Origin of the sequence: Pseudomonas umsongensis (assembly GCF_012647205.1) — a bacterium.
Taxonomy (GTDB): Bacteria; Pseudomonadota; Gammaproteobacteria; order Pseudomonadales; family Pseudomonadaceae; genus Aquipseudomonas; species Aquipseudomonas umsongensis.
In genome coordinates, this window is record NZ_CP051487.1 from 1,136,889 (window position 1) to 1,159,409 (window position 22,521).

22 protein-coding genes are annotated in these 22,521 nt (G+C 58.5%); 19 read left to right on the forward strand and 3 right to left on the reverse strand.

Going from position 1 to position 22,521, the window contains the following annotated elements; all coding sequences use genetic code 11:
- Nucleotides 1-449: 449 nt before the first annotated feature.
- Nucleotides 450-1,229 carry a peroxide stress protein YaaA gene (yaaA, locus tag HGP31_RS04980; RefSeq protein ID WP_168757260.1) on the reverse strand — a complete coding sequence of 260 codons (780 nt, stop codon included), beginning with the start codon at nt 1,227-1,229 and terminating at the stop codon, nt 450-452.
- Nucleotides 1,230-1,483: 254 nt separating this feature from the next.
- On the opposite strand from yaaA, the gene HGP31_RS04985 reads away from it, so the two are divergent.
- The 6 genes from HGP31_RS04985 (at nt 1,484) to HGP31_RS05010 (ending at nt 6,824) form a co-directional block, all read left to right on the forward strand.
- Nucleotides 1,484-2,608 (forward strand): polysaccharide deacetylase family protein, encoded by a 1,125-nt coding sequence (locus HGP31_RS04985; RefSeq protein ID WP_168757261.1) that lies wholly within the window; start codon nt 1,484-1,486, stop codon nt 2,606-2,608.
- A 336-nt stretch (nt 2,609-2,944) separates the two neighbouring features.
- Nucleotides 2,945-4,339: a PhoH family protein gene (locus HGP31_RS04990; RefSeq protein ID WP_020796858.1), complete on the forward strand. Its 1,395-nt coding sequence runs from the start codon at nt 2,945-2,947 to the stop codon at nt 4,337-4,339.
- Nucleotides 4,340-4,572: 233 nt separating this feature from the next.
- The gene (gene moaC / locus HGP31_RS04995; RefSeq protein ID WP_020796857.1) at nt 4,573-5,046 is read left to right on the forward strand and encodes a cyclic pyranopterin monophosphate synthase MoaC; all 474 of its coding nucleotides are present in this window, start codon (nt 4,573-4,575) and stop codon (nt 5,044-5,046) included.
- A complete protein-coding gene (gene moaD / locus HGP31_RS05000) occupies nt 5,043-5,285 on the forward strand; it encodes a molybdopterin converting factor subunit 1 (protein WP_020796856.1) in 243 nt (80 codons plus the stop codon). Before moaC ends, moaD begins: the two co-directional genes overlap by 4 nt.
- Before the next feature lie 3 nt (nt 5,286-5,288).
- On the forward strand, nt 5,289-5,741 hold the full coding sequence (gene moaE, locus HGP31_RS05005; RefSeq protein WP_033042207.1) for a molybdopterin synthase catalytic subunit MoaE: 453 nt from the start codon (nt 5,289-5,291) through the stop codon (nt 5,739-5,741).
- A 306-nt stretch (nt 5,742-6,047) separates the two neighbouring features.
- On the forward strand, nt 6,048-6,824 hold the full coding sequence (locus HGP31_RS05010; RefSeq protein WP_020796854.1) for an ABC transporter substrate-binding protein: 777 nt from the start codon (nt 6,048-6,050) through the stop codon (nt 6,822-6,824).
- 21 nt (nt 6,825-6,845) lie between these two features.
- On the opposite strand, the gene HGP31_RS05015 is transcribed toward HGP31_RS05010, so the two are convergent.
- Complete coding sequence (locus HGP31_RS05015) at nt 6,846-7,781, reverse strand: DMT family transporter (protein ID WP_168757262.1); 936 nt, start codon at nt 7,779-7,781, stop codon at nt 6,846-6,848.
- A gap of 121 nt (nt 7,782-7,902) precedes the next feature.
- Between HGP31_RS05015 and HGP31_RS05020 the strand changes: the two genes are divergently transcribed.
- From HGP31_RS05020 to cyoE, 7 genes are all read left to right on the forward strand, one after another.
- A complete protein-coding gene (locus tag HGP31_RS05020; RefSeq protein ID WP_168757263.1) occupies nt 7,903-8,796 on the forward strand; it encodes a LysR family transcriptional regulator in 894 nt (297 codons plus the stop codon).
- 107 nt (nt 8,797-8,903) lie between these two features.
- The gene (locus HGP31_RS05025) at nt 8,904-9,413 is read left to right on the forward strand and encodes a disulfide bond formation protein B (protein ID WP_033038505.1); all 510 of its coding nucleotides are present in this window, start codon (nt 8,904-8,906) and stop codon (nt 9,411-9,413) included.
- A gap of 815 nt (nt 9,414-10,228) precedes the next feature.
- Nucleotides 10,229-11,164 carry a ubiquinol oxidase subunit II gene (gene cyoA / locus HGP31_RS05030; RefSeq protein WP_033038503.1) on the forward strand — a complete coding sequence of 312 codons (936 nt, stop codon included), beginning with the start codon at nt 10,229-10,231 and terminating at the stop codon, nt 11,162-11,164.
- Between the two features lie 3 nt (nt 11,165-11,167).
- Nucleotides 11,168-13,198, forward strand: a complete 2,031-nt coding sequence (cyoB, locus tag HGP31_RS05035) for a cytochrome o ubiquinol oxidase subunit I (RefSeq protein WP_020796848.1) — start codon at nt 11,168-11,170, stop codon at nt 13,196-13,198.
- 3 nt (nt 13,199-13,201) lie between these two features.
- Nucleotides 13,202-13,825 carry a cytochrome o ubiquinol oxidase subunit III gene (locus HGP31_RS05040; protein WP_033038499.1) on the forward strand — a complete coding sequence of 208 codons (624 nt, stop codon included), beginning with the start codon at nt 13,202-13,204 and terminating at the stop codon, nt 13,823-13,825.
- Complete coding sequence (cyoD, locus tag HGP31_RS05045; RefSeq protein ID WP_007916940.1) at nt 13,825-14,160, forward strand: cytochrome o ubiquinol oxidase subunit IV; 336 nt, start codon at nt 13,825-13,827, stop codon at nt 14,158-14,160. The genes HGP31_RS05040 and cyoD overlap by 1 nt, the downstream gene beginning before the upstream one ends.
- A 10-nt stretch (nt 14,161-14,170) precedes the next feature.
- Nucleotides 14,171-15,058: a heme o synthase gene (cyoE, locus tag HGP31_RS05050; RefSeq protein ID WP_020796846.1), complete on the forward strand. Its 888-nt coding sequence runs from the start codon at nt 14,171-14,173 to the stop codon at nt 15,056-15,058.
- A 98-nt stretch (nt 15,059-15,156) separates the two neighbouring features.
- Here cyoE and HGP31_RS05055 read toward each other — a convergent pair whose 3' ends face one another.
- Nucleotides 15,157-16,575, reverse strand: coding sequence for an aminotransferase-like domain-containing protein (locus HGP31_RS05055; RefSeq protein WP_168757264.1), 1,419 nt, complete (start codon nt 16,573-16,575; stop codon nt 15,157-15,159).
- Nucleotides 16,576-16,723: 148 nt separating this feature from the next.
- Between HGP31_RS05055 and HGP31_RS05060 the strand changes: the two genes are divergently transcribed.
- From HGP31_RS05060 to HGP31_RS05085, 6 genes are all read left to right on the forward strand, one after another.
- Nucleotides 16,724-17,821 (forward strand): hypothetical protein, encoded by a 1,098-nt coding sequence (locus HGP31_RS05060; RefSeq protein ID WP_168757265.1) that lies wholly within the window; start codon nt 16,724-16,726, stop codon nt 17,819-17,821.
- A 42-nt stretch (nt 17,822-17,863) separates the two neighbouring features.
- Entirely contained in the window at nt 17,864-19,144 is a 1,281-nt protein-coding gene (locus HGP31_RS05065) for an ATP-grasp domain-containing protein (protein WP_083348251.1), read from the forward strand.
- Nucleotides 19,145-19,192: 48 nt separating this feature from the next.
- A complete protein-coding gene (locus HGP31_RS05070; RefSeq protein ID WP_020796842.1) occupies nt 19,193-19,687 on the forward strand; it encodes a RidA family protein in 495 nt (164 codons plus the stop codon).
- Nucleotides 19,688-19,771: 84 nt separating this feature from the next.
- Complete coding sequence (locus HGP31_RS05075; RefSeq protein WP_020796841.1) at nt 19,772-20,257, forward strand: cupin domain-containing protein; 486 nt, start codon at nt 19,772-19,774, stop codon at nt 20,255-20,257.
- A 210-nt stretch (nt 20,258-20,467) separates the two neighbouring features.
- Complete coding sequence (yfcF, locus tag HGP31_RS05080; RefSeq protein WP_020796840.1) at nt 20,468-21,124, forward strand: glutathione transferase; 657 nt, start codon at nt 20,468-20,470, stop codon at nt 21,122-21,124.
- 34 nt (nt 21,125-21,158) lie between these two features.
- Nucleotides 21,159-22,511, forward strand: a complete 1,353-nt coding sequence (locus HGP31_RS05085) for a KamA family radical SAM protein (RefSeq protein ID WP_168757266.1) — start codon at nt 21,159-21,161, stop codon at nt 22,509-22,511.
- Nucleotides 22,512-22,521: the final 10 nt, after the last annotated feature.

Here is a 22,521-nt window from a genome sequence, read left to right on the forward strand (position 1 = left end):
TGTTGCCCAAATCAGAGATCAGTCTGCCAAAGTTAATGTGACAACTTGGCTGCGTAGATCTCTTCTCTGCGTAAGTTATCTCGTACACGCATTGAGAGATTCGTTACAGGTGGTATGAGCTACGCATTTGGACATAGTTCCAGCCCACCCATCGCGAATTTTGAAATTTCTTGAAATATTGAGAAAGATGGCACTGCTCTCATATTGATAGCACTTGCGATTTGGCCCTTTATATATTGGCTCAATGTCCTGTCTGGTAGTTTTGTGCCACTACTGAGAAAAATTTTCAGTGCCACTACAAAAAAAATCACTGACGTCCAGTGAAACAAAAGTTAGCAAATTGGGTGTTGGTTTTTTGGCGTCAAAGGATCGACGAATGGGGCGGGGGATTGTCGGACGATCAGGCATCGGTGCGCGACAGTTCATGAAGTCGTGCACCGATCAGTTGCTTACTCTGAAGTGTGGTCGCGCAGGAACACCAGACTGTCTGGTTTAGACTGTTCGGCACTGTACCGATAGCCTTCAACGTCAAACTTTTTCAAGTCTGCCGGATCGTTGATGCGCTCTTCGATGATGAAGCGGCTCATCATGCCCCGGGCCTTTTTCGCGTAGAAGCTGATGATTTTGTACTGACCGTTCTTCAGGTCCTTGAAGTCAGTGTTGATGATGCGTGCCTTCAAGGCGCTGCGCTTGACCGCCGAGAAATACTCGTTGGAGGCCAGGTTGAGCAGCACGTCATCGCCCTGATCGGCCAGGGCTTCGTTCAACCATTCGCTGATACGTGTGCCCCAGAAGGCATACAGGTCCTTGCCCCGGGCATTGGCCAGCTTGGTGCCCATTTCCAGGCGGTACGGTTGCATCAGGTCCAGGGGGCGTAGCAGGCCATACAGGCCGGAAAGCATGCGTAGATGTTGCTGGGCGTAGTCGAAGTCGGCTTCGCTGAAGGTTTGTGCATTGAGCCCGGTGTAGACGTCGCCTTTGAAGGCCAGCAAGGCCTGCTTGGCGTTGGCCGGGGTAAAGGCGGGTGTCCAGCTGCCAAATCGGGCGGCGTTGAGCCCGCCGATCTTGTCGGAAACGTGCATCAACTCGCTGATCTGCGCCGGGGTCAGGTCGCGCAATTGCTGGATCAGTTCCTGGGAGTGGTCGAGGTACTGCGGCTGGGTAAAGCGCTGGGTCGCCGGCGGTGTTTCGTAATCAAGGGTCTTGGCGGGGGAAATCACCATCAGCATGAAGTCGTCTCCTTTAATCGTGGCGGCGATTCTAGGGGGTTGTCATCGTTGACTCCAGCTATGGGTGTGATAGGTGATCGGTGGTGTCATGGGACAAGATCGCAGCCTCGCTTCGCGAGACAGCTCCTACGGGACCGCGTTGGCGTGAAATCGGAACATGCATTCCTGTAGGAGCTGTCGAGCGAAGCGAGGCTGCGATCTTTTGATCTTCCCGCGATATAGTGCCGCCCGGGTTTTGTTATGGAGACATCCCATTGCGTATCGTTTTTCTGCTCAGCGCCTGGCTGCTGAGCTTCGGCGTCATGGCGGCGCCAGGTGAAGTGGCCACGCTGGATCGCAGCACCTGGCCGGAAAAGCTCGTCAACCCGACCCTGTTCGATGTCGCGTCGCGTGCCGAAATCCTCATGTTCGCCCGTGTGCTGCTGGCCAGTGAATCCCTGGACGAAGCGGCACTGGCGCAACGCCTGGGCCTGCGCACGATCAACCTGGAGTCGGTCAATCGTGTTCGCCAGCGTCTATGGCAACGCCTGTTGGCCAACTACAACTTCGCCCAACAGAGCTGCGACCAGGATGCCTCCTTCTGTTTCCTGGTCGAGGACATGGCCACCTTGCGCGAGCAGGCGGGCAAGTTCCAGCTCAGCGAAGACAGCTACTACATACGCTGGGCCGAACCAAGTCGCCTGTTCCACACCCAGTACCTGGATGAGCAACTGCGCAAGGCGGCACTGTTTCCGCAAACCAGCAGTGAAGTCGATCATTTTGGAGACTATGAGCGCAATGGCGACGCGATGCATGACCGGCTGTTCCTGTTGACGTTCGACAGCGCCGCCAATGCCGTGCCGGACAATACCGACTGGGTCGCCGGGTACTTGCGCAAGGCCAACCTGAGCGGCACGTTCTTCGTGCTCGGCAAGGACCTCCAGGCGCGCCTGGGCGAGCGCCCGGGGACCAGTCTGCAAGCAACCTGGTCAACCCAGTGCGTCGGTGTGCAGGGCTGGGAGTTTCGCTCCCACAGCCATTGGCAGGATTGGCAGGACTCGGTACGCCGCAGCGTCGAGCTGGCCAGGAACAAACTGCCGGAGAACTTCGTCCCCCTGTTTCGCCCGCCCGACGGCCAGCGTCGCGCCGACGCCAGCGCTTTCTTCAAGGCCCAGGGGCTGCAGGTCGCACTGTGGGACATCGATGCCCAGGACGGCGCGGGCAAGCTCAAGGGCAGCCAGAGTGCGCAAAGGGTGTTGACCCTGATGCTGCTGTGGCGCCACGGGGTGATCAATTTCAATGTGAAACAGGACGGAGTGAAAACGGCGTTGCCCTGGCTGATCACGCAAACGGCGCAAAGCGGGATCGGTTGGGAAGACTGTCAGGAAGGGTTCCGCTGAAAACGGCCAAAGCCCGGAAACATTGGGTAAGTGGCGATTTTTGAGGGGGTTTTGCTGCAGGTTGATCTCCGACTGTAAACAAGTGATGGCAGTCCGCCAAGGGCTTTTCGTCACTCTGCAAAATAAACTTCAAAAAAGCGTCAAAGTGCTTTTTTCTGTCATGGGTTTTGGAGTATTACGAAGACAGACCGCCGAAACCTGCAACACAGGTGGCGTCTTCCAAGACCCCGCATGTATGCAGAACACTTGAGTCCCCGCAGGTGTATTCGGTAGTCACTTCGAGGCGCAGCACCGCCAAGGTATTGCGTCCACTGGCTCTGACAAAGGTGACCGAGTATGGATGATCACGGACGTAGCTCTTCTTCCAACCAGCCAATCCTTTATGTACTCGATACCAACGTATTGATTCACGATCCAAACGCGCTGCTTAACTTCGAAGAACACCACGTCGCGATCCCGATGACCGTCCTTGAGGAGCTCGACAAGCTCAAGAGCGGGCATCACAGCGTTGCCGCCGAATGCCGCCAGGCCATCAGGCTGATCGACAAGACCCTGGGTGATGCCTCGCCCGAGGACGTCGAGCAGGGCGTGCCGATCCAGCGGGGCAAGAGCGGGCCCAAGGGATTGCTGTCAATTCTGATGAGCAAGCAGGCTGAACCCCACATCGTTCTGCCTGAGCATCTGAATGACAACAGGATCATCAACCAACTGATCGACCTGCACGCACGCGAGCCGAAGAAGCCCGTGGTGCTGGTCACCAAAGACATCAACATGCGCCTCAAGGCGCGTGCCTGTGGGATCGCGGCCGAGGACTACAGCACCGACCAGTTGGTCGACGACGTGTCGCTGTTGCCTAATGGCTACCACAACATGAGCGGCTCCTTCTGGGACCGGGTAAGCAAGGTCGAGACCCGTCAGGACCACGGTCGCACCTGGCACCAGGTGCAGTTGATCGACAATCTGCCAGCCGTGCATATCAACGAATTCATCATCGATGAGCAGGGTTTCGTCGGCTGGATCAAGGAGATCGAGGAAGACAAGCTGCTGATCCTGGACCTGCACCAGGAGCCGCTGCTGCACCAGGAAGCCTGGGGCCTCAAGCCGCGTGACATCTATCAGAGCCTGGCGCTGTATGCCTTGCTTGATCCGGACATCCACTTGGTCAACCTGTCCGGTGCCGCAGGTTCCGGTAAAACCATCCTCGCGCTGGCCGCGGCCATCGAGCAGACCATGGTCAGCAAGCGCTACCGCCGCATCATCGCCACCCGCAGCGTGCAAGGCCTGGACCAGGAAATCGGCTTCCTGCCCGGCACCGAAGCGGAAAAAATGGAGCCTTGGCTGGGCGCTATCACCGACAACCTCGAAGCCTTGCACATGGATGACGAAAGCACCCATGGCAGCGTCGACTACATCCTCAGCAAAGTGCCGTTGCAGTTCAAATCCCTCAACTACATCCGTGGCCGCAGCTTCCAGCAGAGCCTGATCCTGATCGACGAATGCCAGAACCTCACACCGCATCAGATGAAAACCATCATCACCCGTGCCGGTGCCGGCTCCAAAGTGGTGTGCCTGGGTAACCTGGCGCAAATCGACACCCCTTACCTGTCCGCGACCAGCTCCGGGCTGACGTACCTGACCGAGCGCTTCAAGGACTTCCCTAACGGCGTGCACATCACCCTGCAAGGGGTGCCTCGTTCGATCCTGGCCGAATACGCCGAATCGCATCTGTAACCACTTCACCCAGACCGGGCGGCCCCAAAAGCCGCCCGGTTTTCCATGCCCGACACAATTCCCCATTGTCGGAGCGAGCCTGCTCGCGAAGGTGTGTCAGTCGACACAGAGGTGCCTGATACGCCTTCGCGAGCAGGCTCGCTCCCACAGTGTTCTGTGGTGATCCGATAATCTCGCGTGCGGAAATCTGACCCACAGGTTTACAATCGGGACTCCTGATCAGGAGTAACCCCGTGCTGACTCATCTCGATTCCCAAGGTCGCGCCAATATGGTCGACGTCACCGAAAAAGCCGTGACGTTCCGTGAAGCGACGGCCCAAGCGCTGGTGCGCATGCTGCCCGAAACCTTGCAAATGATCGTCAGCGGTGGTCATCCCAAGGGCGATGTGTTCGCCGTGGCCCGCATTGCCGGCATTCAGGCGGCGAAAAAAACCAGTGACCTGATCCCCCTGTGCCATCCGTTGATGCTGACCGGGGTCAAAGTCGAGCTCAGTGCCGAAGGCGAGGACAGCGTACGCATCGTCGCGCGCTGCAAATTGTCCGGGCAGACCGGGGTCGAGATGGAAGCGCTGACGGCTGCCAGTGTCGCCGCCTTGACTATCTATGACATGTGCAAGGCCGTGGATCGTGGCATGACCATTGAAAGTGTACGGCTGCTGGAAAAGGTCGGCGGCAAGAGCGGTCATTTTCAGGCGGATCCATCATGAACGTCACCGTGAAGTTTTTTGCTCGATATCGTGAAGCGCTGGGGTTGGACTCGATGAAGGTTCAAGGCGACTTCGCCACTGTCGATGACGTCCGCGCACTGTTGGCCCAGCGTGAGGGTGCCGAGGTATTGAGTGAGCAAAACCTGATGTGCGCCCGCAACGAAGACCTCTGCCAGCTCGATGAGCCGGTGAGCGATGGCGATGAAGTGGCGTTTTTCCCTACCGTGACCGGGGGCTGAGCCATGGCCATTCGCGTGCAATCGACCGCGTTCGATCCCGGTGCAGAAGTCAACGCCATGCACGATGCAAATGTCGGCGTCGGGGCGGTGGTGAGTTTTGTCGGCTATGTGCGCGACTTCAATGATGGCCTGGATGTCGCCGGGATGTTCCTCGAACACTACCCGGGCATGACCGAAAAGGCCCTTGGCAAGATCGCCACCGAGGCCGAGCAGCGCTGGCCCTTGCTCAAGCTGGAAGTGCTGCATCGCATCGGTGCCCTTGAGCCCGGCGAACCGATTGTCTTTGTCGGCGCCGCCAGCGCCCACCGCCAGGCGGCATTCGACGCCTGCGCCTTTGTCATGGACTACCTGAAAACCCGCGCACCGTTCTGGAAGAAGGAAAACACCAGCGACGGCCCGCGTTGGGTCGAGGGGCGTGACAGCGATCATGCGGCGGCGGATCGCTGGAAGCAGTGACTCCGACGACTTCTGCAAGTACGCCTTCGCGAGCAGGCTCGCTCCCACAGGGGATTTTTGTCGAACACAGAATGTGTGTTCTTCAAAGTTCAAATGTGGGAGCGAGCCTACTCGCGAAGGGGCCATCTGCAACATCCGATTTTCTCTTGACTCACCTCCCGACCAGAGGGTGATTTAAGAGCGCGGGCCGGATTGACGCCTAATACATAAAAGTCCAGTATGGATTTATAAGTACAAAAAAGGCTTCTCCCGTTTCTGCTCTTCTTCCATCTTGCCAAACCAACAACAACCCGCGAGAGAACGAACATGAAGAAATTCCCCCTCATCACCGGTCTGGCCCTGAGCTTGTTGGCGTGCAGCAGCGTGTTTGCCGCCGAGAAAACCCTGCGTATCGGCATCGAAGCGGCCTACCCGCCGTTCGCCTCCAAGACCGACAAAGGCGAAATCGTCGGTTTCGACTACGACATCGGCAATGCCCTGTGCGCGCAGATGAAGGTCAAGTGCGTGTGGGTCGAGGGCGAGTTCGACGGTCTGATTCCTTCCTTGAAAGTGAAGAAAATCGACATGGCGCTGTCGTCGATGACCATCAATGAAGACCGCAAGAAGTCGGTGGATTTCACCCACAAGTACTACTTCACCTCGTCGCGCCTGGTCATGAAGGAAGGCGCAGTCGTGGATGATCAATACAACAGCCTCAAGGGCAAGACCGTTGGCGTGCAACGGGCAACCACCACCGACCGCTACGCGACCGAAGTCTTCGAACCCAAGGGCGTCAACGTCAAGCGCTACAGCAACAACGAAGAGATCTACATGGACCTGGCAGCCGGTCGCCTCGATGCCATCTTTGCCGACACCATTCCGCTCAACGACTTCCTGTCGATGCCGCGCGGCAAGGGCTACGCATTTGCCGGCCCGGAGCTCAAGGACCCGAAATACGTGGGTGAGGGCGCGGGGATTGCGGTACGCAAGGGCAACACCGAGCTGGTATCACAGCTGAACGCCGCCATCGACGGCATTCGCGCCAATGGCGAGTACCAGAAGATTTCGCAACAGTACTTCAAGTCCGATATCTACGGCGACTGATCGATCGCTCCCGGGGCTTTCTCACGAAAGCCCCCGGTGCGCTGCAGATTCCCTGGATTTCGATGGTTTCAGGTTGAGGGCAAGTACGCTCGTCAGCACGATGATCATCCCGATGACGACCATGATCGAAGGGCGTTCAGCCAGGGCCACCGAGGCCATCAGCATGGCGGTGGGCGGAATCAGGTAAAGCGAAATGGACGCGCGGCTCACGTTGCTGTGCGCCAGTACATATGCCCAGGCGAGGTAAGCAAGGGCACTGGGGAAAATCCCCAGGATGAGCACCGCCAGATTGACCGATGCCGGGGCTTTCTGCACTTCACTCCACAACCCCGGTGCATACACAAGCAATAGAATGGTGCCCGACCAAAGGGTGTAGCACACCATTGTCAGCCCGTTGTAGCGATGGGAATGGCGTTTTTGCATGGCGAAATAAACACTCCAGGACAATGCCGCCAGCAGAATCAGCAACCCATGGGCATCCAGGTCACCAAAACCACGATCCCCCGTGACCACGACAGCGGCACCGAGCAAACCGCCCAGCACACAGACCCATTGCCAGTGGTTGACGCGCTCCTTGAGCACGAAATGCGCCAGTAACGTGCTGAACAGCGGCGTGGATTGTGCGAGGACACTCGCGGCGCCGGCGCTGACCTCTCGTTGGCCAAAGTTGAGGGCGATGTGGTGCAGACTAACAGCAAAGAATCCCAGGACAGCCAACAGCGGCAGGTCTTTCAGGCGAGGCAGGGAAATACCCATCACCCCTGCGACCCCGGCCATGAATGTCGAGGCGATGAGAAAGCGGATCAGCGCCAGATGACCGGGCTGGTAAGCCTCTAACCCGATGTGGATGCCAATGGGCGAATAGGCCCAGCAAAGGATGACGAAAAAAGCCGCCAGGACGATTCTAGCGCCAGGGCTTTTGGCGAAAGACTGGATCTTGCGCTGGATAAAACCCATAGACTGCCTGATTCCCCAAAGTGTGAAGGTGCGACTGGATGGCTCTCGCTCGAATTATCAAAACCATCCAGATTCACTACAAGTGACTTAAACTGACTCAAGCATTCACTTTGGGTGAGCTATGGAACTGTCCCAGCTGCGCATGTTCAACACGGTTCACCATCTCGGCAGCATCGCGCGTGCGGCTGAGGTGCTGCATTGCGTACCGTCCAATATCACTGCACGCCTCAAGTCCCTGGAGCGTGAACTCGGTACGCCGCTGTTTTCACGCGATGGCCGAGGATTGCGGATCACGCCGGCCGGTGAAGTGTTTCTCGATTACACGACGAAAATTCTCGGCCTGGCCGAGGAAGCGCGCAGGGCGTTGGCCCCCGACGGTGCGCCAAGCGGTCCTCTGCGCATTGGTGCCATCGAGTCCAGTGCCACGGGACGCTTGCCGCGACTATTGGCCAAGTACCACGCGCTCTACCCAAAGGTGATGCTGGAGCTGAGCACCGGCACTTGGGCTCAATTGCTCGACGACACGCAACATCGTCGGCTGGATGGGGCGTTCGTAGCGGTGAACGTTGAACGCCCGGGACTGCAGCGGGAAGTGATGTACCGCGAAGATCTGATTCTCATCGCGTCCGCCTCCCACGGGCCTTTGCGCCAGGCGGCGGATCTGCAGGGCAAGGCGATTTTCATGTGGCCCCCGGGCTGCCCGTACCGCTTCGCACTGGAACAGTGGCTGCTGCGCCATGACCAGGTGCAACCGATTGTCAGCATCGCCAGCTATGGCACCATCGTTGGCTGTGTCAGTGCCGGTGCGGGCGTCTCGCTGGTACCCCGTGGAATCTACGAGCAGTATTGTCTCGGGGCAGGCTGCCAGGGATATGAATTCCCGGAACTGACCAGCATCGACAACCTTTTTTACTGGCACGAGAACGCAGGTCGACACCCGGCTCGTGAGGCGTTTGTGAAGTTGCTGCAGGCCGAGTTCTCGGGGCCAGGGTCGTTACAGTTAATGTCTTCTTAACCGACCTGTCGTCTATTCCCACGATACCCGCTTGCACGCGCCAGGCTCTCAAAGGTCAAGGCCAGCGTGTAAACTGGCGGGCAATCGAAAGTCAAAAGGGAAACACGATGAGCGAGGAAACGATGCGTCTGGGCCGTGAGCGGCGCTACCTGGTGCTGTTGGGCATCATCTGCCTGGCGCTGATCGGCGGTGCGTTATACATGCAAGTGGTTTTGGGCGAGGCCCCGTGCCCATTGTGCATCCTGCAGCGTTACGCGCTGCTGTTGATCGCGCTCTTCGCTTTCATCGGTGCGGCCATGCGCACCCGACGCAGCATCACGGTGCTGGAGACCCTGGTGGTCATTTGTGCCCTGGCGGGCGTCGCGGTGGCCGGGCACCACGTCTATACGCAGTTCTATCCGGCCGTCAGTTGCGGCATCGATGTGCTGCAACCGATCGTCGATGGCTTGCCGCTGGCGAAGATCTTCCCGCTGGGTTTCCAGGTAGACGGTTTCTGCTCCACGCCTTACCCACCGATCCTGGGGTTGTCCCTGGCGCAATGGGCGCTGCTGGCCTTCGTGCTGGTGGTGGTGCTGGTGCCGCTGCTGACGCTACGCAATCGAAAGGCGCTGCGCTGAAGTCATCCGATTGATGCCAAACGCCCCGGTCCTCGATGAGAGGGCCGGGGCGTTTTTGCGTTTCAGGGGGCAGGCAAGGACACCCTGATGCACGGCAATCAGGGGTGCGACAAGTCTGCGACATGTTGTCACATCGCGAGTGTCGCAGCGCGCTTTCGGGTGCCGGATTGGTGCAGTCTCCTGTAATGAAATTGGTGTGTTAGAGTGCCGCCGGTTTTTCGCCGGCCCAAAAGGAAGCAGGCAGTTTTAACAGGTTGTGGCGATTTGCCGAAGCCCTTGTCTCATCGGGGCCAGGGCGGCATTCAGGGTCGTTTCCGCGCCTTCGATACTGTCTGAATTGCGGGTGGTAGCCCTACTTTTTTTGGTGTTTTTGTTGAGAATCAATTTCGATAAGATGCGCCACTTTTACAGAATTGGGTCAGGATTGTTGCGGGCTGGGATAAAAATTATTTCGGGATAAGACATGGTTTATAAAACGCTACATATCTACAATCGCCCGCACTGAATTCCCGGCACTGCTCACCCTGGCTCTGGTGCATGAATGGCACGAGGGTGTCGAGAGGCCTTCGGGCTTGATGCGACGCCCAGGTGTCGGTGCCTCCAACTATCCGCACCAAATGGAATTGGGCTGTAACAAGGCCTTTGACCACGAATTCGAATAAGAACTCACTGCTGGCCCAGGATTTGTCGAAACGCCTCTGACGCTCGACGGGCAAGCCCTTATTCAATCCAAGAAAAATGCCAACCCTTGGCAGGGTGAAGTGTTGGCGATCAAAACCCAACTGCATTGCGCAAGCTGCTTTAGAGGTCGTGAGATGAGTAAAAACAGGTACCCCAGACTACTAGGCTTATTGCCGCTGCTCGGCACGTTGTTGCTGGGAGGCTGCAACATGACCTTGCTCAATCCCACGGGCCAGGTTGGCCTGGAACAGCGAAACCTGATCATCACCGCAACGCTGCTGATGCTGTTGGTTGTGATCCCGGTCATCGTGATGACCTTCCTGTTTGCCTGGAAATACCGCGCATCCAACACCAAGGCGACCTACACGCCTAAATGGAACCACTCCACCAAGATCGAGATCGCGGTGTGGACTGTTCCGGTGTTGATCATCATTGCCCTGGGTTACATCACCTACAAGTCGACCCACGAGCTGGACCCGTACCGTCCGATCGAATCCGACGTGAAGCCTGTGACCATCGAAGTGGTCGCGCTGGACTGGAAGTGGCTGTTCATCTACCCGGAACAAGGCATTGCCACGGTCAACAAGATCGTGTTCCCGGCGCACACGCCAATCAACTTCAAGATCACCTCCGACGCCGTGATGAACTCGTTCTTCATCCCGGGCCTGGGCGGCCAGATCTACGCGATGGCGGGCATGCAGACCAGAATGCACCTGATCGCCGACCGCAACGCTGAAATGGACGGCATCTCCGCCAACTACAGCGGTGCCGGTTTCACCGGTATGAAATTCAAAGCGATCGCAACTTCCCAGGAAGATTTCGACGCCTGGGTAAGTGAAGTCAAAAAGGCACCTAAACAGCTTGAACAAGCTGAATACGCAGCCCTTTCCAAGCAGAGCCAGAACAACCCAGTCGAGCTCTACTCCTCGGTGACGCCGAACCTGTTCCAGATCATCGTCGACAAGTACGAAGGCATGAAACCAGGCCCGAAGGTCAAGCACGAGAAGAAAGAGAAAGAAGTGGCCGCTACGGACATGAACTCGCATTCAGCTGCCGGGGCAGAGGAGTAAACGATGTTTGGTAAATTAAGTTGGGAAGCGGTCCCATTCCACGAGCCGATCGTGATGGTGACCATCGCCATGATCGCGCTCGGCGGTCTGGCACTGTTCGCGGGTATCACTTACTTCAAGAAGTGGACCTATCTGTGGACCGAGTGGTTGACCTCGGTCGACCACAAGAAAATCGGCGTGATGTACATCATCGTCGCCATGGTCATGCTGCTGCGCGGCTTTGCCGACGCCATCATGATGCGTACCCAACTGGCCATGGCCACCGAGGGTTCGCCTGGCTACCTGCCACCTGAACACTATGACCAGATCTTCACCGCCCACGGTGTGATCATGATCATCTTCATGGCGATGCCATTCTTCACCGGCCTGATGAACCTTGCAGTGCCGCTGCAGATCGGCGCGCGTGACGTTGCCTTCCCGTTCCTGAACTCCCTGAGCTTCTGGCTGCTGGTGTCCGGCGTTGTACTGATCAACCTGTCCCTGGGCGTCGGCGAATTCGCCAAGACCGGTTGGGTTGCCTATCCGCCACTGTCGGGCCTGCAATACAGCCCTGGCGTGGGGATGGACTACTACATCTGGGCGCTACAGCTATCCGGCCTGGGTACGACGCTGACGGGGGTCAACTTCCTGGCCACCGTGCTGAAAATGCGTACCCCTGGCATGAAGCTGATGGACATGCCGATCTTCACCTGGACCTGCACCTGGGCCAACGTCCTGATCGTGGCTTCGTTCCCGATCCTGACCGCTACCCTGGCACTGCTGACCCTCGACCGTTACATGGATTTCCACATTTTCACCAATGAACTTGGTGGCAATCCAATGATGTACGTCAACCTGTTCTGGGCCTGGGGCCACCCTGAGGTTTACATCCTGATCCTGCCGGCATTCGGCATCTTCTCGGAAGTGATCTCGGCCTTCACCGGCAAGAAACTGTTCGGCCACCACTCGATGATCTACGCTTCGGGCGCGATCTCGGTACTGGGCTTCATGGTTTGGCTGCACCACTTCTTCACCATGGGTTCGGGTGCCAGCGTCAACGCCTTCTTCGGCCTGGCGACGATGCTGATTTCCATCCCGACGGGTGTGAAACTGTTCAACTGGCTGTTCACCATCTACCAGGGCCGTCTGCGTTTCACCAGCCAAGTGCTGTGGACCCTGGGCTTCATGGTGACCTTCGCCATCGGCGGCATGACCGGCGTACTGCTGGCCATCCCGGGTGCTGACTTCGTTCTGCACAACAGCCTGTTCGTGATCGCGCACTTCCATAACGTGATCATCGGCGGTGCGGTATTCGGCTACATCGCAGGTTTCGCGTTCTACTTCCCGAAAGCGTTCGGCTTCAAGCTGCACGAAGGCTGGGGTAAAGCAGCGTTCTGGTTCTGGATTTCGGGCTTCTTCGTCGCGTTCATGCCGCTCTATGCACTGGGCTTCATGGGCATGACCCGTCGTCTGAACGCCACCACCAACCCTGAGTGGGTGCCGTATCTGTACGTCGCCATGTTCGGTGCGGTGATGATCGCCTTCGGTATCGCCTGCCAACTGATCCAGCTGTACGTCAGTGTGCGTGACCGCAAGAAGCCAGAGAACATGTGCGAACACGGTGACCCGTGGAATGCCCACACTCTGGAATGGTCGACCTCGTCGCCACCTCCGTTCTACAACTTTGCCGTGCTGCCTAAGGCTGACTGCATCGACCCGTTCACCGAAGCCAAGGAAAACGGCACCGCGTACAAGGCTCCGGCCAAATACGAGCCGATCCACATGCCAAACAACACCGCTACCGGTGTGGTCATGGGGGCTCTGCTGACCGTGTTCGGTTTCGCGATGATCTGGCACATCTGGTGGCTGGCAATCGCGAGCCTGGTAGGCACTGTCGTCTACTTCGCGATCCACGCTGCACGTGACGACCAGGGCTATATGGTCCCGGTTGAAACGATCGAGCGCATCGAAGCCGAGCAGCACAAGCGTCTGGTAGCGGCAGGGAAAATCCCGGCCACCGCCACCCGTGTTGAAACCTCGTTGGAACAGGCTTAAACCATGTCGAACTTAGTGACCAATGTTGGACACGCCCATGGTGACCATGGGCACGATGACCACCACCACGACTCGGGCGAGATGACCGTATACGGTTTCTGGCTCTACCTGATGACCGACTGCATTCTGTTTGCGTCGATCTTCGCGGTGTACGCGGTACTGGTTAACAACGTAGCGGGTGGCCCGTCGGGCCACGACATCTTCGAACTGCCATACGTACTGGGCGAAACCGCTCTGCTGCTGTTCAGTTCGATCACCTACGGCTTCGCCATGCTGGCGTTGTACAAGGGCAACAAGAAGGCGGTGCTGACCTGGCTGGGCATGACCTTCCTGTTGGGCGCAGGCTTTATCGCGATGGAGATCAACGAGTTCCACATCTTGATCTCCGAAGGCTACGGCCCTAGCCGTTCAGGCTTCCTGTCCGCGTTCTTTACCCTGGTCGGTACTCACGGTCTGCACGTGTCCGCCGGTTTGATTTGGATGGCGATCATGATGTATCAGGTGCAGAAAAAGGGCCTGACGTCGACCAACAAGACCCGTCTGAGCTGCCTGAGCCTGTTCTGGCACTTCCTGGACGTGGTGTGGATCTGTGTATTCACCGTTGTTTACCTGATGGGGACTCTGTAATGGCTAATGCACACTCCCATGACAGCCATGATGCTGGCCACGGCAGCGTAAAGTCGTACGCCATCGGCTTCATCCTGTCGGTGATCCTGACCGTCATCCCGTTCGGTCTGGTGATGTACCCGAGCCTGCCGAAGGCCACCACGCTGGCAATCGTTCTGCTGTTCGCAGTGATCCAGGTGATCGTTCACCTGTATTACTTCCTGCACCTGGACCGTTCCATCGCTCAGCGTAACAACGTGATCGCTTTCGTCTTTACGGCCATCGTGATCGTGCTGCTGGTTGGCCTGTCGCTGTGGATCATGTTCAGCATCCACACGTACATGATGGCGAAGTGAGGTAGACCCGATGTCGCTCAAGCACTTTATCCAAATCACCAAACCGGGGATCATTTTCGGTAACGTGCTTTCTGTGGCAGGCGGGTTCTTCCTGGCCTCGAAAGGGCATGTCGATCTGGCCGTGTTTCTGGCAGCCATGATCGGCACTTCCCTGGTCGTCGCCTCCGGTTGCGTGTTCAACAACTGCATCGACCGCGACATCGACATCAAGATGGAACGCACCAAGAACCGAGTGCTGGTCCAGGGCCTCATCTCCCTGAAACTGGCCCTGATCTATGCGACCGTCCTGGGTGTTCTCGGCGTTGCGTTGTTGTACAAAGTAGCCAACCCGTTGGCTGCTTTGTTCGCCGTGATCGGCTTCGTGATCTACGTCGGCTTCTACAGCCTGTACCTCAAGCGCAAGTCGGTTCACGGCACGCTGGTGGGCAGCCTGTCTGGCGCCATGCCGCCGGTGATCGGTTATGTCGCGGTGAGCAACACCTTCGACATGGCCGCACTGACCCTGCTGGTGATGTTCAGCCTGTGGCAGATGCCGCATTCCTACGCCATCGCGATCTTCCGCTTCAACGATTACCTGGCCGCATCGATCCCGGTGCTGCCAGTGAAGCGCGGAATCCAGGTGGCCAAGAAGCACATCCTGATCTACATCCTGGCCTTCCTCGTGGCGACCTTGATGCTGACCTTCAGCGGCTACGCCGGCATGAGCTACCTCGCCGTCGCGGCAGCCATGGGCATGTACTGGTTGTACATGGCCTGGACCGGCTACAAGGCAGTGGATGACACGGTCTGGGCACGCAAGCTGTTCGTGTTCTCGATCTTCACCATTACCGCGTTGAGCGTGATGATGTCCCTGGACTTCAAAGTGCCGACCGAGCTGCTGCTGACGTACGCGCCTTAAGGTTTGGACGCTGCATCGAAAAGCCCCGCCTTCGAGAGAAGAGCGGGGCTTTTTGTTGGCCGAAATGTCATCTGTGGCGAGGGGATAGCGGTTGTCGGTTATTTGTGTGGCTTGTCCAGTAACCGGAAAAACCGCTCCCGCACCTGCACATGATCACCGTGCGCCACGTTGAAACGCAGAAACCGATTGCCGTCCGCCGCTTTGCTGAGCATGGTCCCCGGCGCCAGCACCAGGTCTATTTCCAGGCCTTTGCGGGCCAGTGCCTCGGCTTCAAAGCCATCGGGAAGCCGCGTCCAGATGTACAAGCCTTCTCCAGGCAACGACGATACCGAACACCCGGCTTCGCCCAGCCACGCCGCCACCCGGCTGTTCGACTCATAGAGCCGGTCCACCGTACGACGCATGTGCTTGGCATAGCTGCCATCGCTGAGCATGGTGCAAATAATCTGCTCGGCCATTTCCGAGGTCATGCCACCGCAGGCCATTTTCAGGGTCACCATCCGCGCCGCGAGTTGTGGGGACAGCACCGCGAAGCTGACGCGGCTGTTGGCGGTCAGGGTCTTGGAGAAACCAGAGACGTAAGACACGTTGTCCAGCCCGCTCGCGGCCAGGCGCGGCGTTCGGCGTTGCTGCATGTCGCAGTACAGATCATCTTCGACGATGTGGAAATTGTAGCGATGGCTCAGTTCCACCAAGCGGTAGACCTGCGCCGAGGTGAACGAGTGCCCGGTCGGGTTGTGCAGTGCATTGTTGGTCAAGTAGAGCACGGGACGGTGGGCGATCAGCAACTGCTCCAGGGCATCAAGGTCCATGCCGTCGCAATCGCGGCGGATGGTGATGACCTTGGCGCCGTGCCAGGCCAGGTTGGTGTGCATCGTGAAGTAACAGGGATCATCGAGCAGCACCGTGTCGCCGGGCTTGACCAACAGGCGCATCAGCATGTCGATGGCTTGTACGGTGTTGGCGGTGGTAATGATCTGGTCGACGGGCGCTTCGATGCCCAGGGTCGACATCTTGACCCGCAAGGCCTGGCGCAACGGCAGGTAGCCGCTGGCGTTACCGTATTCGCCCATGCGCAGTGACGTTGCGCGAAGTGTGCCGCGCACGGCCTTGAGCAACTCTTCGGCAGGCAACCATGAAGACGGCAGAAAACCGGCACCCGGACGCAGCGCACCGTTGTCCTGCAAGACTGCGCGACGGACCACGCTGAGTGTGTCCTGGGGCAACAGGTCGGGGCCGGCGTTGGTCTGGGCGGTGGTGCTCGAACGGTGCACGTAATGCCCCGAGCCCTGGCGTGACACCACCAGCCCCTTGGCCCGCAAGCGATCGAGAGCGTCGACCACCGTGGACTTGCCCACGTGCATCAGGTCGGAGAGTTCGCGAATCGGTGGCAGCCTGGAGCCGTGGGGCAGTCCACCCTTGCTGATCGCCACCGTCAACTGATCGACGATCTGCTGCACCAGCGGCACACCCGGCTGGAACTCGATAGCGGCGATCACTGCTCGCTGAGCGTGCATTTTACTGGTCTCTCCGGCAGTAAAGTTCGTTCGATTCTATACGAACTTGCTCTGATCAAGACAAGCATCTCTTTCTACCATCGCTTTACAGACTTTCTGGATGGTCGGCCTATGCCGGTCGATCCATGCCAGGTTCGTGAGGTGTTGCATGAGTGTCGAAACAACGGTCGTCGTGGCGAAACCGGTGATCAACCTGCGGTTGTTCACTATCCGGATCATCACTGCCGTGTCGCTGTTCGCGGTGCTGGGCAAGGCCAACGTCTGGCTCGATACCGCCACCAACAGCATCCTGGCCCTGGGTTATCGGGCCTTGTTGCTACTGTTGCCATTGACGTTGCTGGTCCTCGGTCGCGGCTCCTTGAGCGTCACGCTGCTGTGCGCCGCCCTCGGGCTGATATTACTGGCGGTCACCAGCAACCAGGGAGTGGTCATGTTTGCCGCGGCGTTGTTTGCCTACGGCATTGCAATTGCCGGCTACCTGATCAAGAGCGAGGCGGCCCAGACCAAGGAGGGCGCCGCCTACAACCGCGTCGCCATGAACATGGGCAGCCTGCTGGCAGGGTTGATCCTGTTGTCGCCGTTGCTCACCCCGACCCTGTTTTTCCTCGGCGCCGCCGGGTTTGTCCTGTTGTGCCTGCCGATCGCCATGGGCGCGACGTTCACCTGCGACCCCGTGGTTGCCCGTCCCGCCAGCCAGGATGGCAGCGGCTGGCGCAACAAGCTGCCGTGGGTCATCGCCGGCGTCATCATGGGCATCAAGCTGTTCGGCGTGTTCTCGATCCTGCCCCAGGCGATCCTGCTCAAGACCGGCGAGCTGCCGGCCTGGTATGGCCTGATGCTGATCCTCAACAGCGCCGTGGTGGTGTTCGCGCAAGTACCGGTCATGAAACTGATCGAGAGCACCGGGCGCTTCAAGGTGCTGACGGTGATCGCAATCATCGTCGGCGGTTTTGCCGTGCTGTCTTCGCCTGCCGCGTTCCACGTCGAAACCCTGGTCGGCGCACTGATCTGGGTGGCGCTGCTGTCCATCGCCGAGTGCGCCTTCAGTCACCTCGATTACTTCTCGGTCAAGCAGAACAACATGTTCGTCAAGGAAGTGTCCCTGGGCGTCGGCGCGGGGTTGACCGTGTTGATCATGCGGGTCGCGCCACCGCCCTACAACGCATTGGTACTGGCGGCCATCGGCGCTGGCGGGATCCTGGCCTGGTACTGGCTCAACCGTCGATCAATCGCATTGCATGACTGAGTCATCGCTGTTCCGGTTTTAACTTTGCAAGTCGGGGGCATTATGAATACGACTTCATGCGTAGTAGTGGTGGGGTACAACGGCAGTCGGGTTCACGATATCCAGAAGCTGCGTGACCTGTGCAAGTCGCTGTACGACGCCAGGCTGATCCTGCTGGTCGAGCAGGTCCAGCCCCATGACGACCAGGTGGCGGATCACGTTTGCAGCACTTCACTGGCCGAACAAGACGTTGCGTCATCCCTCGAACTGGTGGTGGGGTGCCTGAATGCCGATCGCTGGAAGCTGATCGGCGTGCTGCCGTTTTCCGACCGTGGCGTGCTGCTCGGTGCGGCGCTGGCCAGTCATTTCGGCTTGCCCGGTATTTCTCCCGTCGAGGCCAGGGCCGGGTTGGATAAACAGATTTTCCGCCAGCTCGAAGCGTCGGCCACCACGGCTCCCGAAGATTACCGGCCGGTGGTTTCCAGCCGTATCGAAAGCCTGCCGGAACTGCGTCAGCGAGTGATCGAACTGGGCGGCAAGGCTTTCATCAAGCCAGCCTGCGAAGGTGCAAGTCGAGGCTGCCGGGTCATCCGTCACCCGTCCGAATGCGACGACGCGTGGCAAGCACTCAAGCCCTATCGCGAGGGCGGCATCGTGCTCGAGGAACTGATCCAGAATGCCCGGGAATACAGCTGGGATTCTGTCGCCGGGAGCACCTGGATCACCGAAAAAACCACCACCGACGGTGCCTACCGCGCCGAGATCCAGCAAGTGGTGCCCGCACCGTTGGCGCCTGAGGTGCAGGCTCGACTGAAGGCTGCCGGCCAGCACATGGCGGGGTTGGTTTCCCAGGACAACGGTGCCTGGCACAACGAAGTGTTCTACAGGGCCAATCATCGCACCTCGGCCGTGGAAACCAACATGCGCCCCGGTGGCATGCACATCTGGGACCTGGCGCGCCAGGCGTTCGTCGATTTCGACCCGTGGGAGCGTTGGGTCCGCTGGGCCGTGGAAGGCCAGGTCGATAGCCAGGACCCGGTACCTCGCGGCTACTGCGGCATACGCCTGCTGCGGGCGACCACGGGCGGCATCCTGCGAGATGTACCAGACATCCCGTCCCTGGCCCGCTCGCTGAATATCGATCTGCTGGATTCGGTGGTGAGCAAACGCATCGGCGAACCGGTCAGCGCGCTGGTGAAAGACAACTTCTCGTTTATCGGCCACATCGTGTTGTTCAACGAAGACTACGAGCGGCTCAGCCATGACCTGTTACGCCTGGCCGAAACGATTGAAACGAACATCGGGATCACCAGCCTGGCGTCTTCTGCAAAGGCGGTGTGTTGAGTGTCAGGGATCGATGTTTTTTGCAGTATTGATCAAGAGGTTCGGTAAATGATTGAGCACATGACTTGTGACGAGCGCTTCATCGCGCTGGCGAAGGAATTCGACTACGACATCTACGGTGAAAACAGTGTAGGTGGGCATTACGCTCCGCTGATCCGTCATCACGACGAGTTGTATGTCAGCGGCATGGTGCCGCGCGTGAATGGCAAGATCCAATTCCCTGGGCGCGTCGGCCTGGACCTCGACATGGCGGATGCGCAAGCGGCCGCCAGCCTCTGCGCGATGCGCGGGTTGGCGTTGATCGTCGACGCCATCGGTTCGCTGGACAAGATCAAGTCGTTGATAAGGATCACGGTGTATGTGAAATCCACGGCAGATTTTGTCGACCTCAGCGATGTGGCCAACGGCGCCTCGGATGTTTTCAGTCACGTACTCGGCGATGCCGGGAAACATACGCGCACGACCGTCGGTGTTTATCAATTACCAAAAAATGCGGCAGTAGAAGTGGACATGATCGTAGCGTTGCGACCTTCGGCGTTATAAGTAAGGGGTGTTCGGCTTTACAGCGATTAATTGTTCGCCTAAGGTCGAGTGACTCAACGCTGAAGAATAAGTTGGAAGACGAGCATGAATAACGTTCAAGGTGCGTTCTTTTCCTATAAGGACTTTCGTCAAAGTCTGGTTCGCCAGCCGATCAAGCCACGGGTGTGGAAGGAAGTTGAACTAACGGGAATACGTCAGAGCCTTGAGGACAGCGATGTCGATATTGTCGCGCTGGCCCACGACAACAGCCTCGATGGCTGCTCGCTGACGCCTGGCATGGCCGTGTCCATGCAATGGTTGATACCGGGCGCGCAGCTCCAAGGTCATGATCATTCGTGGTGGCACCTGTTCATCATCCAGAGCGGTAACGGCACCTTGACCCTGGGGGATGCCGAGGCCGTGTGCGTCGGCAGTGGGGACGTGCTGCTGGTGCCGGCCTGGACCCGCCACGGCTTCGTCAACACCAGCACCACCGAGCCGCTGGCCATGCTCAATATCAGCAATATGCCCCAGGCGCTGCTACTCGCCAATTGCACCGACAACGTCGGCCTGATCCCCCGCCAGCTGTAAATCCCCCTTCATTACACACGAGGGAGTCCGCGTTCGCGGACTCCCTTTTTTCGTTTCTGTCGTGCCCTCGATAAGCCCTTGGCGATGCGAATTTTCGAATTTCTGTATCGATGCAAACGGATAATTTCTGTATCTGTTCAGCGTTCGATCAACTTACTACGATCGACTCGAATGCAACGGATTAATGTGCTTAGTGCAAGGGAGCGTTCCATGGAAAATAACAGGATTAAACTTTATGTCGGCGCGGATTTTGTCAGCGCGTTTGCGATGTCAGCGTTTGTAGCGCTCAAGGAGAAGCAACTTTCATTTGAACTTGTCACGCTGGATTTAAAGGCGCGAGAGAACTATCAGGCGAAATATCGAGATATTTCACTTACCTGCAAGATTCCTACATTAGTTCACACAGGTTTTGCGCTTTCAGAGTCTTCCGCCATCGCCGAATACCTCGAGGAACTCGCGCCAGGGCATGCACGGCTTTTCCCCCAGGACCTCCAGCAGCGCGCCCGGGCCCGTCAACTCCAGGCCTGGCTGCGCAGCGATTTGCTGGTGATCCGCAAAGAGCGCCCGTTTGACCTGGTGTACTTCGGCAAGAAGGACGCGCCGCTCTCCGACGATGCCAAGGCCGCGGTCGAACGTCTGTTCTTCGTCGCCGAGCGCTTGTTGGAGGAGGGCGCCGAGCACCTCTTCGGCGACTGGAGCATTGCCGATACCGACCTGGCGATCATGCTCAATCGACTGGTCGCCAATGGTGATCAAGTCCCGGCGCGACTCGCCGCCTATGTCCGTCGCCAGTGGGATCGCGACAGCGTTCGGGCATGGATGGACATAGAGCGCAAAGCGCCGGCCATCGCACCCGCGGTGGTTTAAGGCGACCGTCAGGGCAATCACCAGGAGCGCTGCCATGCAAGGACTGTCGGAGCACGAACGCTACAAACCCTACAACGCTCGCACCATTCGCGACACACCGTATTGGCACAGGCTGACGCCGCAGTTGCAGGAAGCCATGACGGTCGTGGCCCGGGTCATGCCATTTCGCACCAACGAATACGTGCTGGGAACGCTGATCGACTGGAACAACATCCCGGACGATCCGATCTTCCGCATGACCTTTCCCCACAAAGACATGTTGCTGGTCGATGAATATGACTCGCTCAAACAACTGATCGAGCAGGATGACGCCGCTGCGATCAAGCGCCGGATCGAGGCGATCTGGCTGCGCATGAACCCCCACCCGGCCGGGCAACTGACGCACAACGGCGCGACCCTCGACGGAAAAGTCTTGCCGGGCATTCAGCACAAATATCGCGAGACCGTGCTGTTTTTCCCCGGTGCCGGTCAAACCTGTCATGCCTATTGCACCTTCTGTTTCCGCTGGGCGCAGTTCATCGGCGAGGAGGAGCTCAAGTTCAACGCGCGGGAATCCCAAGAGCTGCTGAGCTACCTGCGTGTGCACACGGAAGTGACCGACGTACTGGTCACCGGTGGCGATCCCCTGATCATGAACACCCGCTCGCTGGCCGGGTACATCGAGCCGCTGCTGGAGCTGGCGCATCTCAAGAGCATCCGCATCGGCACCAAGTCGGTGGCGTACTGGCCGCAACGGTTTGTCAGCGACAAGGACGCAGACGAGTTGCTCGAGCTGTTCCGGCGGATCGTCGCGGCGGGTAAAAACCTGTCGATCATGGGGCACTACAACCACCCGGTAGAGATTCGCCAGGACATTGCCCGGCTCGCAGTCGAACGCATTCGCTCCACGGGCGCGACCCTGCGCATGCAGGCGCCGGTGATCCGCCATATCAACGAAAACCCCGCCGATTGGGCGGATCTCTGGACCGAAGGCGTACGGCTCGGTGCAGTGCCGTATTACATGTTCGTCGAGCGCGACACCGGCCCCAGCCACTACTTTGCGATGCCGCTGGCCCGGGCGTTCGAAATCTTCCAGGCAGCGTACCGCACGGTCTCGGGCCTGGCGCGAACGGTGCGCGGGCCGTCGATGAGCACCTTCTACGGCAAGGTCTTGATCAATGGCATCGAGACCGTCGCCGGGGAAAAAGTCTTCGTGCTGCAGTTCCTCCAGGCCCGGGACCCGCAATGGGTATTGCGGACCTTCTATGCGCGCTTCGATTCGCAGGCGACCTGGTTCGATGAGCTGCGCCCGGCCTTTGGCGAACGAAGCTTTTTCTTTCAGGCCGAAGCTGAGCTGTTGCTGGCGCCAACGCCTGAGTTGATACCGGTCCTGCTGCAAACGGCCTAGGACGACACTT

Coding starts and splice junctions, on each gene's coding strand:
- HGP31_RS05065 (WP_083348251.1), top strand. CDS start 17,864: ATGAATACGACTTCATGCGTAGTAGTGGTGGGGTACAACGGCAGTCGG.
- HGP31_RS05020 (WP_168757263.1), top strand. CDS start 7,903: ATGGAACTGTCCCAGCTGCGCATGTTCAACACGGTTCACCATCTCGGC.
- yaaA (WP_168757260.1), bottom strand. CDS start 1,229: ATGCTGATGGTGATTTCCCCCGCCAAGACCCTTGATTACGAAACACCG.
- HGP31_RS05055 (WP_168757264.1), bottom strand. CDS start 16,575: ATGCACGCTCAGCGAGCAGTGATCGCCGCTATCGAGTTCCAGCCGGGT.
- yfcF (WP_020796840.1), top strand. CDS start 20,468: ATGGAAAATAACAGGATTAAACTTTATGTCGGCGCGGATTTTGTCAGC.
- HGP31_RS05075 (WP_020796841.1), top strand. CDS start 19,772: ATGAATAACGTTCAAGGTGCGTTCTTTTCCTATAAGGACTTTCGTCAA.
- cyoA (WP_033038503.1), top strand. CDS start 10,229: ATGAGTAAAAACAGGTACCCCAGACTACTAGGCTTATTGCCGCTGCTC.
- moaD (WP_020796856.1), top strand. CDS start 5,043: ATGAACGTCACCGTGAAGTTTTTTGCTCGATATCGTGAAGCGCTGGGG.
- cyoE (WP_020796846.1), top strand. CDS start 14,171: ATGTCGCTCAAGCACTTTATCCAAATCACCAAACCGGGGATCATTTTC.
- HGP31_RS04990 (WP_020796858.1), top strand. CDS start 2,945: ATGGATGATCACGGACGTAGCTCTTCTTCCAACCAGCCAATCCTTTAT.
- HGP31_RS05040 (WP_033038499.1), top strand. CDS start 13,202: ATGTCGAACTTAGTGACCAATGTTGGACACGCCCATGGTGACCATGGG.
- HGP31_RS05070 (WP_020796842.1), top strand. CDS start 19,193: ATGATTGAGCACATGACTTGTGACGAGCGCTTCATCGCGCTGGCGAAG.
- HGP31_RS05010 (WP_020796854.1), top strand. CDS start 6,048: ATGAAGAAATTCCCCCTCATCACCGGTCTGGCCCTGAGCTTGTTGGCG.
- HGP31_RS05025 (WP_033038505.1), top strand. CDS start 8,904: ATGAGCGAGGAAACGATGCGTCTGGGCCGTGAGCGGCGCTACCTGGTG.
- moaE (WP_033042207.1), top strand. CDS start 5,289: ATGGCCATTCGCGTGCAATCGACCGCGTTCGATCCCGGTGCAGAAGTC.
- cyoB (WP_020796848.1), top strand. CDS start 11,168: ATGTTTGGTAAATTAAGTTGGGAAGCGGTCCCATTCCACGAGCCGATC.
- cyoD (WP_007916940.1), top strand. CDS start 13,825: ATGGCTAATGCACACTCCCATGACAGCCATGATGCTGGCCACGGCAGC.
- HGP31_RS05060 (WP_168757265.1), top strand. CDS start 16,724: ATGAGTGTCGAAACAACGGTCGTCGTGGCGAAACCGGTGATCAACCTG.
- HGP31_RS05015 (WP_168757262.1), bottom strand. CDS start 7,781: ATGGGTTTTATCCAGCGCAAGATCCAGTCTTTCGCCAAAAGCCCTGGC.
- HGP31_RS05085 (WP_168757266.1), top strand. CDS start 21,159: ATGCAAGGACTGTCGGAGCACGAACGCTACAAACCCTACAACGCTCGC.